General features: G+C 49.7%; 10 protein-coding genes. All 10 read left to right on the top strand.

Annotation, left to right across the window (positions count from 1 at the left end; all coding sequences use genetic code 11):
• Window positions 1-65 precede the first annotated feature (65 nt).
• The 10 genes from AB4Z33_RS16250 to pgsA all read left to right on the top strand — a co-directional run bounded on the left by AB4Z33_RS16250 (window position 66) and on the right by pgsA (window position 10,805).
• Window positions 66-2,795, top strand: a complete 2,730-nt coding sequence (locus tag AB4Z33_RS16250) for a DNA translocase FtsK 4TM domain-containing protein (RefSeq protein WP_442050895.1) — start codon at window positions 66-68, stop codon at window positions 2,793-2,795.
• Window positions 2,796-2,913: 118 nt separating this feature from the next.
• Entirely contained in the window at window positions 2,914-3,696 is a 783-nt protein-coding gene (sleB, locus tag AB4Z33_RS16245) for a spore cortex-lytic enzyme (RefSeq protein WP_442050894.1), read from the top strand.
• Window positions 3,697-3,868: 172 nt separating this feature from the next.
• The gene (gene yfmF, locus AB4Z33_RS16240; RefSeq protein ID WP_442050893.1) at window positions 3,869-5,143 is read left to right on the top strand and encodes an EF-P 5-aminopentanol modification-associated protein YfmF; all 1,275 of its coding nucleotides are present in this window, start codon (window positions 3,869-3,871) and stop codon (window positions 5,141-5,143) included.
• A 4-nt stretch (window positions 5,144-5,147) separates the two neighbouring features.
• Window positions 5,148-6,434: an EF-P 5-aminopentanol modification-associated protein YfmH gene (yfmH, locus tag AB4Z33_RS16235; RefSeq protein WP_442050892.1), complete on the top strand. Its 1,287-nt coding sequence runs from the start codon at window positions 5,148-5,150 to the stop codon at window positions 6,432-6,434.
• A 14-nt stretch (window positions 6,435-6,448) separates the two neighbouring features.
• Complete coding sequence (gene ymfI / locus AB4Z33_RS16230) at window positions 6,449-7,177, top strand: elongation factor P 5-aminopentanone reductase (protein WP_337103030.1); 729 nt, start codon at window positions 6,449-6,451, stop codon at window positions 7,175-7,177.
• A gap of 111 nt (window positions 7,178-7,288) precedes the next feature.
• Window positions 7,289-7,540, top strand: a complete 252-nt coding sequence (locus AB4Z33_RS16225; protein ID WP_442050891.1) for a DUF3243 domain-containing protein — start codon at window positions 7,289-7,291, stop codon at window positions 7,538-7,540.
• Window positions 7,541-7,742: 202 nt separating this feature from the next.
• A complete protein-coding gene (locus tag AB4Z33_RS16220; protein WP_337102997.1) occupies window positions 7,743-8,510 on the top strand; it encodes a DUF3388 domain-containing protein in 768 nt (255 codons plus the stop codon).
• 25 nt (window positions 8,511-8,535) lie between these two features.
• Window positions 8,536-9,462: a RodZ domain-containing protein gene (locus tag AB4Z33_RS16215; protein WP_442050890.1), complete on the top strand. Its 927-nt coding sequence runs from the start codon at window positions 8,536-8,538 to the stop codon at window positions 9,460-9,462.
• A 23-nt stretch (window positions 9,463-9,485) separates the two neighbouring features.
• A complete protein-coding gene (locus AB4Z33_RS16210; RefSeq protein ID WP_442050889.1) occupies window positions 9,486-9,977 on the top strand; it encodes a YajQ family cyclic di-GMP-binding protein in 492 nt (163 codons plus the stop codon).
• A gap of 252 nt (window positions 9,978-10,229) precedes the next feature.
• Entirely contained in the window at window positions 10,230-10,805 is a 576-nt protein-coding gene (gene pgsA, locus AB4Z33_RS16205; RefSeq protein WP_337102994.1) for a CDP-diacylglycerol--glycerol-3-phosphate 3-phosphatidyltransferase, read from the top strand.
• Window positions 10,806-10,895 lie beyond the last annotated feature (90 nt).

Here is a 10,895-nt window from a genome sequence, read left to right as displayed (position 1 = left end):
GGGGAAATGTTCCTATGAGACCATTTCCCCACCTATGGTATAATGTTTTACTAGAGGTGACGGAATTGGCGAAGAGAAGAAAACGTAAAAAATCGATAGCAGCTCAACTAAAATATGAGGTTTACGGCATTTTGCTTATAACGATTTCCATCATCGCGTTGTCAGGCGAAGCAACTGTCGGGCGATCATTATCTAAACTATTCGGACTTATACTTGGCAAGTTCTATTTCGTGCTTGCTCTAATCGGCATATACGTCGGTCTATACGTGATGGTGAAACGGATATGGCCGAAAGGATGGTCGAATCGGAAGACGGGCTTGTTTATCTTGGTGTTGGCATTGACCTTGTGGAGCTCGGTAACGGAGATCGATAAGAAGCTTCGCCCGACGACGGAGCTGTCGGGAAGTCTTATTTTGACTCAATTAAGTACGGATATCCGAATGGGATTGCTATCGGCTCCTGATGCTGAAGTTGCGGCTGAACCCGATGCACCGATTAAAGATAGGGCAATTAGCGGCGGGTATGTTGGGGCACTGCAATATTCGATGCTGTTCTCATTATTCGGTTACTACGGATCTGTGCTCATCCTACTCGTCATGTTCGCAATCTCGATCATGCTGATGACCGGCAAATCGTATGTCGAGCTTGGCCGCATTATTCAGAAACGGGCAGGCAATATGATTAAGCTGCTGATGGCCAAATGGGCAAAACGATCCTCGCTCCGTGCGGCAGCAGCTGCAGCTAACGGTCCGGTCGCCGTAAACGGTGATGACGATCAGACAATTGACGACGATGATGAATACGCTGATTATGAAATCGTGAAGCCGAAGAAGAAAAAATCTTTGTTCTTCTCATGGAGGCAAGAACAATCACAAGAGGCGCATGTCGATAAGGATGAGTCATCGGACGAATGGATCTTCGAGCCGGAGGACGATACACGTCTTTCCGGTAGCAAGCCGTCTTGGCAGTCGGACAATAACGAGCAGCCATGGGAGAAGTCCGGTGAAGCGGGAGACGCAGTAGAGCCGGATGCCGACCTTGCTCCTTGGGAGCAAAGCGAGACGATTAATCATACTCYAGTCGTAATCGAGTCTGAACCTGAACGTCATGAAGAGGCTGGCCGCGGCGAATGGCCGCAAGCAGTTGAAGAACCGCTGCCATGGCAGCAGGAGCCTAATGGAAGTGCAGATTCAAGCGATGACACGAACGAAGACGATGTTGTGCTTCGAGAAGGATCAGCTGTTCCTAGCGATGTTATAGGCGCAAGTACAAGTATAGGCTCGGTCGAAACATCGGAAGCTCTTGTTGTATCTGTGAGCGGCGATGAGCATGCGCCCCGCAGACCGATAGCGGAGGAAAGACCGGTAGAGAAGCCATACTTGCTGCCGCCATTCTCGCTGCTGACAAAGCCAAGCTCCATAGGTAAGGGAGCTGATGCTACCGATAAATACGATTCGAAGCGCAAGCTGGAGGCGACGCTGGAAAGCTTCGGTGTCAAAGCAACCGTGCTTGACGTAGTTCGCGGACCAGCTGTAACACGCTACGAGGTGCAGCCTGCTACAGGCGTGAAGGTAAGTCGTATCGTCAGCTTGACGGATGACATTGCGCTTGCTCTTGCAGCTAAGGATATTCGGATGGAAGCGCCGATTCCCGGAAAGTCGGCAATCGGTATTGAAGTGCCGAATATGGAAGTGTCGGTCGTAACGATGCGCGAGGTCATGGAGACCGTCCCGTTCCAAAATGCAACTTCAAGACTATCCATTGCATTCGGACGAGATATATCTGGACAGCCTATCATCGGCAACTTGGCGAAGATGCCCCATCTGCTCGTTGCAGGGGCAACGGGATCAGGCAAGTCCGTATGTATCAATGGCATCATTACGAGCATCTTGTACAAAGCAACGCCGGACGAAGTAAAGTTTCTTATGATTGACCCTAAGATGGTTGAGCTTAACGTGTACAATGGGATTCCGCATTTGCTTGCGCCAGTCGTTACCGATCCGCGCAGAGCTTCGCTGGCGCTTAAGAAGATTGTTGTTGAGATGGAGAAGCGATATGAGCTATTCTCCAAGTCAGCGACGCGCAACATCGAAGGTTACAACAACTTAGTGGCGGACAACCCGTCCGCTGTATTGCCGTACATAGTCGTTATCGTAGACGAGCTGGCTGATTTAATGATGGTTGCAGCGAATGATGTAGAGGATTCAATCGCGCGTCTTGCTCAGATGGCGCGCGCTGCCGGCATCCACTTGATTATTGCGACGCAAAGGCCTTCAGTTGATGTCATTACCGGCGTCATAAAGGCGAATATACCTTCCCGTATCGCATTCGGCGTTTCTTCGCAGGTGGATTCGCGTACCATCCTCGATATGGTCGGCGCGGAGAAGCTGCTTGGACGCGGCGACATGTTGTTCTTGCCAGTCGGCATGTCGAAGCCGATACGCGTGCAAGGCGCTTTCCTTTCCGACCAAGAGGTCGAGGTGCTTGTCAATTACGCCAGAGGACAAGCGGAAGCGGAGTACAAGGAAGACCTCGTTCCTGAGATCGATGACGACACATCGAGCGATGACATGCAGCTCGACGAGCTGTACGATCAAGCTGTGCAAATCGTATTGGAAGCGAAGCAAGCTTCCGTTTCGCTGCTGCAGCGACGGATGCGAATCGGCTACACGAGAGCTGCGAGGTTAATCGATCAGATGGAAGCGAAGTCGATCGTCGGACCTTATGAAGGCAGCAAGCCGCGTGAAGTGTTAATGACGATGGAGCAATTCCAAGCAGGCAAAACGGGGTCGTAAGCTGTCTTGTATTGGATAAGCTGGCAGAGGTGCATAGAAGCAGGATTACTTTCTCATAATAAGGTTAGGTAACGCTCACTTCAGCGAACTAACTTGCAAGAGAAAGGCAGATCCCTTCATGAAAAACCGTTTGATTGTGGTGACCTCGGTCATTGTGCTGATCTTGTTCGGCACTTTCTCCTTGCTGCGAAGCTATTCGAATGAAGCAGCCGAAACATTTAGCAGCGCAATACTCAAGGTGGGCTCCTCAGGCTCGGATGTATACGAGTTGCAAGGTCGATTGAAATATTTGGGCTATTATAATGGCAAGATCGACGGGCAATTCGGTACAACGACCAAAAATGCAGTAACGTGGTTTCAATGGAAGTTCGGACTTAAGTCAGACGGGGTCGTAGGCAGCAAGACGAAGCTGAAGCTCTGGGAAGCAACCAAGTCGTGGAAGCCGACTGCTGCGGATTCGCCTTCAACAGGCGGCGGCAGCGGGGCGAGCAATGAGACGGCAACCGGCGATTCTACTTCGATCGGTCAATCGAATCGGCTTGGCTTGACCGATAACGATCTGAAGATTATGGCGAATGCCGTATATGGAGAAGCGCGCGGCGAGCCTTATGAAGGCCAAGTTGCAGTTGCGGCTGTCATCCTGAATCGTCTGAAATCAGAGAGCTTTCCGAATACGATCTACKGCGTCATATTCCAACCTGGCGCTTTCACTGCAGTTGCAGACGGCCAAATTTACTTAACGCCGAACGAACGTGCCAAAGATGCAGTAGAGGATGCGATTAACGGCTGGGACCCATCCGGCGGTTGTCTCTACTACTTCAATCCGGTCACGGCTACATCGAAATGGATATGGACGCGAACGCAAATCAAGACGATTGGCAAACACATATTTTGCATGTAATCTACATCGCAACAAAGAGAGGAAGCAGCCGCTACTGCCATGCGCAGCGTCGGTTGCTTCTTCCATTTCTTATAGGGTAGAATGGTATAGCAGATGGTCATTTGGAATAGATTATGTTTAAAATCGGTCTACGTGTTTACATAACTGTAAGAGCGAAAGGAGCTAACCTTTAGTGACCCAATTCGAGAGAGGGCAGTTGGAGCGTATTCGGCTTCATGTATTGCCGACGAAACGATTCAAGACGTTTGCTATATCGTTATTTGCAGGACTTCCGCTTGAGGAAGATAACGTAACGCCTGTAGCTCTTATTCCGTTCGTGCTGCGCAGAGGCACAGCAAGCACGCCGGAGACGATTGCGTTCCGTGAACGGCTTGACGACTTGTATGGCGCAGGCTTCGGTTTTGATGTATATAAGCGAGGCGATGCACAGATCGTGCAATTCCGTCTCGATGTGATTAACGATCAATTTGTCTCGAGCGACGTTCCGCTTCTAGACGAATCGATCACATTCCTTGGCGAAGTGTTCACTGATCCTGCGAAGGAGAAGGAGGCGTTCAGAGCCAAATATGTAGATGCCGAGAAGGAGACCCTTCGCAAGCGGCTCGAGTCTATCGTCAACGATAAGATTCGTTATGCGGCTGAGCGCTGTCTCGAGGAAATGTGCAAGGATGAGCCTTATAGGCTTCATCCGCTCGGCAAGCTTGAGGAGATTAACGAGATCACGCCGACATCGCTCTTGGAACGCTATGAGCACTGGCTGGAGCAAGCAGCGCTTGATTTGTATGTCGTAGGCGATACGACACTGGAGGAAGTGACTCAGCTTGTCGCAAAGGCATTCCAGTTGAAGCCTGGCACACCTGCAGGCTATAGCTTGCCGGATGTTAAGCATCAAGTAAGCGAAGTTAAGACTGTCATCGACAAAATGGACGTTAACCAAGGCAAGCTTAATATGGGTCTTCGCACAGGCGTAGGCTACGCAGACGACGATTACCCTGCAGCGCTTATGTATAACGGGATTCTTGGCGGCTACCCGCATTCGAAGTTATTCCTTAACGTGCGCGAGAAAGAAAGTCTTGCCTATTACGCAGCTTCCCGTCTCGATGGTCATAAGGGCATTTGCACGATTCAGTCAGGCATCGAAATCAAAAACTACGAAAAAGCCGTTACCATAATAAAGGAACAGCTTGAATCGCTGCGCCAAGGCCAAATTTCAGAGCTGGAGCTCGATCAGACGAAAGCGATGATTGCGAATCATTTGCGCGAATTGCAAGACTCGGCTTACGAAATGATCGCTTACGACTTCAACGGTGTGCTGACAGGCAATGAACGCAGCGCGAAGCAACTGCTGGAGCAGGTTCAAGCGGTTACGGCTGAGGACATCGTGCGCGTAGCGAACCGCGTACAGCTTGATACCGTCTACTTCTTGCGCGATYGAAAGGAGGCATAATAGCGTGGAAACGTTGAACTATCCGAATGTACAGGAGACGCTTTATCGCGAAATTTTGGATAACGGCCTGGAAGTGATTGTGTTGCCGAAGGAAGGCTTCCAGAAGACGTATGCCACTTTCTCGACGAAATACGGCTCGATCGACAACAACTTTGCGGTTGGCACCGAAGAACCTGTGAAAGTACCGGACGGTATTGCGCACTTCCTGGAGCACAAAATGTTCGAAGAGCCGACCGGCGACATCTTTGCCGTATTCGCCGCACAGGGCGCTTCGGCAAACGCCTTTACGAGCTTCGATCGGACCGTCTATTTGTTCTCCGCAACCGAACAGATTAATGCCAATCTGGAGACGCTCATTAATTTTGTCCAAAATCCTTATTTCACTGATACGAATGTCGATAAGGAAAAAGGCATCATCGAGCAGGAAATCAACATGTACAGGGATAACGCCGACTGGCGAGTATACTTCGGCTTGATTGACGCCTTGTATCACAATCATCCCGTGCATATCGATATTGCCGGCACGGTCGAGTCCATCTACCAGATCGACAAGGAAACGCTGTATCGCTGTTACGAAACGTTTTATCACCCGTCCAACATGCTACTGTTCGTGGTTGGCGGCGTCAAGGCCGATGAAGTGTTTGATCTCGTGCGAGCTAACCAAAACAGCAAGACGTTCAGGCCGCAAGGCGAAATACGGCGCTTCTTTGACGATGAGCCTTCTTCGGTCAAAATAACGCGTAAAGTATCCGAGCTTCCTGTCTCGCTTCCGAAAGTGATGATCGGCTTTAAGGAGAAGGAGGTTGGTCTCGAAGGCGAAGCGCTGCTCCGTCAAGAGGTCGAAACGAAGCTTATGCTTGACGCGCTGATCGGCCCAAGCTCGAAGCTCTATCAGAGCCTGTATGAGCAAGACTTGATCTCCGATTCTTTCGGACATGAATTCAATTCAAGCAGCGGTTATTCATTCTCGGTTGTCGGCGGCGATACGCCGAAGCCGGATGAACTGATTGCTCAGATCAAGCAAGCAGTGGAAGCGCTACTGGAGTCCGGTATCGAGCCTGCGGCGTTCGAGCGATCCAAACGCAAAAAAATCGGCGGATATCTCCGGATGCTTAATTCCCCAGAAGCGATTGCCGGCGAGTTTACGAGATACCGCTTCCGCGACAGCGATATGTTCGATGTGCTGGCATTCTACGAAAGCTGCACACTAGATCAAATTAATGAACGTCTTCGCGGGCATTTCGACTTTAATCAAATGTCCGTGTCGATCGTACAATCGCCTGCGGAGTGAAGACTTTGCAGCAAATGACGGTTTTGATTACCGGGGGAAGCCGCGGCATCGGGGCGGCCATCGCCAAACGATTCGCCGCGGAGGGCGTCAACATTGTCATTCATTATTTGCATTCGCATGAAGCAGCTAACGAAACGGCTCGCACATGCATGGCGTTAGGCGCAAATGTATTGACCATCTCCGCCGACCTGCGCTCCAAAGAACAGCTTGAGCGGATGCGCGACAAGCTGAAAAGCCATCATATGCTGCCTGATATTTTGGTTAATAACGGAGGCATATCGCATTACGGCATGTTAATGGATGTGACCGAGCAAGACTGGGACGACGTCATGGCTGTTAATTTGAAAGGCATGTTTCTATGCTCGCAGCTATTCATGCCTCATATGATTGCGGAGCGTTTCGGCCGTATTATTAACGTGTCGTCCATTTGGGGCATCTCAGGCGCCTCCTGCGAGGTTCTATACTCGACGACCAAGGGCGGCATGAATGCATTCACGAAGGCGCTGGCTAAGGAGCTGGCGCCCTCTGGGGTGACGGTGAACGCGGTTGCGCCGGGAGCTGTTGATACGGTCATGATGGACAGCTTCAACGAGGAAGAGAAGGCTGCGCTGCAGCAGGAAATTCCGGTCGGACGATTCGGGTCGCCTGAAGAGATTGCCTCGCTCGTCTACTTCTTATCGTTGCCGGAATCATCGTATATAACAGGTCAAATTATTAGCCCGAACGGTGGATGGCATACTTAGGACAAGCATCCAATGTTGTGAAATCTCCGTTTGTTGAATAATCAAGACCTCAATATCGCATCATAAGGACTGTTGCTTATTCTTTTCCACACCCACAGGAGGCGAAGAGTCATGTCAACCGTCCTAACTAACTTTGCTACATGGAAGCATTTCTTGGCTGATCGCGTATCGCATGCTAAGAAGATGGGGATGACCGAGGAGACGATTGCGAGCTTAGCATTCGAGATCGGTTCATTTCTGGATGAGAAGGTCGATCCCAAGAACGAGGAAGAACGTCTTCTGAAGCAGCTTTGGGATGCAGGCGATGAGGGAGAGCGCAAGGCTCTCGCCAGCCTGATGGTGAAGCTCGTCCAGAAGTCTTAGGCCGCAAACTGCGTCCTAAGCGACCGTAATCGTCGCAATCAAAGTGAAACAGCAGAGGAGCCTCCGAAATGGAGGCTTTTCTGCAATGTTTCATGTGAGGTTGCAGGATTGTGATGAAAATTGTAGAATAATGCTTTATGACGTATAATTTTCCGCACAACCATTACGATTATGTTCAAATTTAGGACGGTGACAGCAGGCAATGGAAAAAAAACAGTGGTATATGGAGTACAAAATACATAAAAACCGTCCGGGCTTGCTCGGAGACATCGCTTCCTTGCTCGGGATGCTCGAAGTAAACATTATGACGATTAACGGCGTCGAGGATCGTACGCGCGGCATGCTGCTGCAGACGGACGACGATGAGAAGATCGAGCTGCTAGGCAAAATGCTGCAGAAGGTTGACAACATTACGGTCAACAAGCTTAGAACGCCTACGATTGTCGATATATTGGCCGTTCGTCACGGTAGATATATCGAGCGAGATTCCGATGACCGCAAGACGTTCCGATTCACGAGAGACGAGCTTGGCATATTGGTTGACTTCCTTGGCGAAGTGTTCAAGCGCGACGGCAATCAAGTGATCGGGCTGCGCGGCATGCCGCGTGTCGGCAAGACCGAATCGATCATTGCGGGTAGCGTATGCTCCAATAAACGTTGGACCTTCGTATCCTCGACGCTGCTTAGGCAGACGGTTCGCAGCCAGTTGTCTGAGGACGAGATGGGGCCAAACAATATTTATATTATCGATGGTATCGTAAGCACGATTCGTTCCAACGAGAAGCATCATGCGCTGCTTCAAGAGATTATGGCCATGCCTTCGACGAAGGTCATTGAGCATCCGGACATTTTCATTAAGGAGTCCCATTACGATTACAGCCACTTCGATATTATTGTTGAATTGCGCAATTCTCCTGATGAAGAGATTTCTTATGAGAAATTTACCGCAAATTATACAGACGACTTCTAAAGCAGGGTAGGAAGGAGGTATTTCAATGTCTGATTTGGGCGCGTTGCTTCGCAAAGCGAGGGAGCAGCGAGGGTTGTCGTTGGATGATATTCAAGAGACTACGAAGATTCGCAAACGTTATTTGGAAGCGATTGAAAGCGGAGATCATAGCATTCTGCCAGGCAGCTTCTACGTAAGGGCATTCGTGAAAAACTACTCCGAAGCGGTCGGACTTGATCCCGACGAAGTGCTGCGGCTCTATCAGCATGAGGTGCCTGCAGCCCAGAAGGAACAATCCGCAGAACCGATTCCTGTACGGGCGCCTCGCAGAGTGAAGTCGCAATCGTCGGAGCGTATGGGGAAAATCGGCTTTAACGTAATGATGTGGTGTTTTCTAATCCTTATTTTTGTTGTGGTGTGGATGTTTGTCATTAATCGTGACCCTAATCCGGCAGACAAGCTCGATCAGAAGACGCCGATTACCGATGCTTCGCAGCCTCCAACGGACAATAATGAAGGAAACGGCACAAGCACGGACAATCCGGTGCCATCTGCAACACCGGAACCGACTCAGGTTCCGACGACGGTTACTTTCGCCAGTAAAGTCGGCAAAGCGGATAAATACGATATCGGTCCTGAGGGAACGCATAAGTTGGAGATTAAGGTTAGCGGCGGCAAGAGCTGGCTCGAGATTCGCGTAGGCGGCGCAGGCGGCGAGAAGCTGTATTCGGCCAATGCGGATGACGGGACGGTTGAGACGCACGATCTAACGCAGACTTTGTATGTGAATGTCGGCCGGGCTGACCTCACGGAAATTACGGTTGACGGCGTCCCTGTTCCTGACGGCGACCGTGCCGGATCGAAGAAGCTGCTAATTAATCCGATCGTATCAGCGGGACAGCCGACCGATACGAGCGATACAGGAGAAACTGGCGGAGCGGGCAACGAGCCGGACTCCGTAACATCTGAATAGAAGTACGAGAGGAGAGATTGTGGTTGAGTTCAGAAAGTTCATTTGACATTGTATCAAAGGTTGATATGGCGGAGCTTGTTAATGCGATATCGCAAGCCGAGAAAGAGATCGAGACGAGGTTCGACTTCAAGGGCAGCAAGAGCAGTATCGCGCTTGAGAAAGAAGAGCTTGTTATCGGATCCGATGATGATTATAAGCTGAAGGCAGTTATTGACATCTTGTTGTCCAAGATGGTTAAGCGCGGCGTCCCGATCAAAAATATGGATTACGGCAAAATCGAAGGCGCCTCGGCCGGTACGGTCCGCCAAAAGATTAAGCTAAGACAAGGCATCGAGCAGGATGTCGCCAAAAAAATTAATATTTTGATTCGCGATTCGAAGCTTAAAGTAAAAAGCCAAATTCAAGGCGATCAAATTCGGGTGACGGGCAAGAGCCGCGACGATCTTCAAGCGGTTATGGCGCTTTTGCGCGGAGCGGAATTGCCGATTGAGCTGCAATTCATGAATTATCGATAACTTTGCATCTAGAGCTGCACAATGTTACATAGCCGCCATGAGCCTCGCTTTGTCGATCGTTCGCAAAGCGGGGTTTTGCAGTTTTTTTTCATACTATAAGATACAAGAAACTGCATTGGCTGTTTTTGACACATAGAAAACCATGTATTATACTTGAACTCGAAGTATTTGTAAGCTGCATGAAATTGGTTCGATCCATAAGGTACGTGTTACGCACACCTATGAGTTTGACATGTCCGGGGAGGTAATTGCATGAATCTGGCGAACCGCATAACGCTTGCCAGAATTTTTTTGGTACCAGTTATTATGTTGTTTTTGCTTATGAAAGTTGATCTAGGGTCGCTAACAATAGCCGACTTCACCATTACATACAATCAAATCGTTGCGGCGCTTATTTTCATAGTGGCGGCGAGCACGGATGGTCTTGATGGTTATATTGCCCGTAAGAACAAGATTGTCACCAATCTAGGCAAGCTGCTCGATCCGCTCGCAGACAAGCTGCTTGTGGCAGCCGTACTTATCTCGCTCGTTGAAATGGACAAGTTGAGCGCATTGATTGCGATCATTATCATTAGCCGTGAATTTGCCGTGACGGGTTTGCGACAAGTCGCTTTGCTCGAAGGTTCGGTAATGGCCGCCAGCAAATGGGGCAAATGGAAGACAGCCATTCAGATTACGATGATTATTGCGCTGCTTATTAACAATTTCCCATTCGCCTTCATCGATTTTCCTTTCGATGTCATTGCGAGCTGGATAGCAGCAGCGATAACGGTATACTCTGGCGTTGATTACTTCGTGAAGAATAAGAAATTAATTCCCGTAGAATAGCCGATAAGCATCTTTCCGATTAAAGGAAGGGTGCTTTTGCATATAGTAGGATATTAGAACGCTCACGCATGTAGCAAAGGAGAGGCTGCG

The organism is Paenibacillus sp. 2TAB19 (assembly GCF_052115185.1).
Lineage (GTDB): Bacteria > Bacillota > Bacilli > Paenibacillales > Paenibacillaceae > Pristimantibacillus.
The sequence above is the reverse complement of the archived record's forward strand: the minus strand, read 5'-3'. Positions and strand labels throughout refer to the sequence as shown.

Coding starts and splice junctions, on each gene's coding strand:
- ymfI (WP_337103030.1), top strand. CDS start 6,449: ATGACGGTTTTGATTACCGGGGGAAGCCGCGGCATCGGGGCGGCCATC.
- AB4Z33_RS16225 (WP_442050891.1), top strand. CDS start 7,289: ATGTCAACCGTCCTAACTAACTTTGCTACATGGAAGCATTTCTTGGCT.
- AB4Z33_RS16220 (WP_337102997.1), top strand. CDS start 7,743: ATGGAAAAAAAACAGTGGTATATGGAGTACAAAATACATAAAAACCGT.
- AB4Z33_RS16215 (WP_442050890.1), top strand. CDS start 8,536: ATGTCTGATTTGGGCGCGTTGCTTCGCAAAGCGAGGGAGCAGCGAGGG.
- pgsA (WP_337102994.1), top strand. CDS start 10,230: ATGAATCTGGCGAACCGCATAACGCTTGCCAGAATTTTTTTGGTACCA.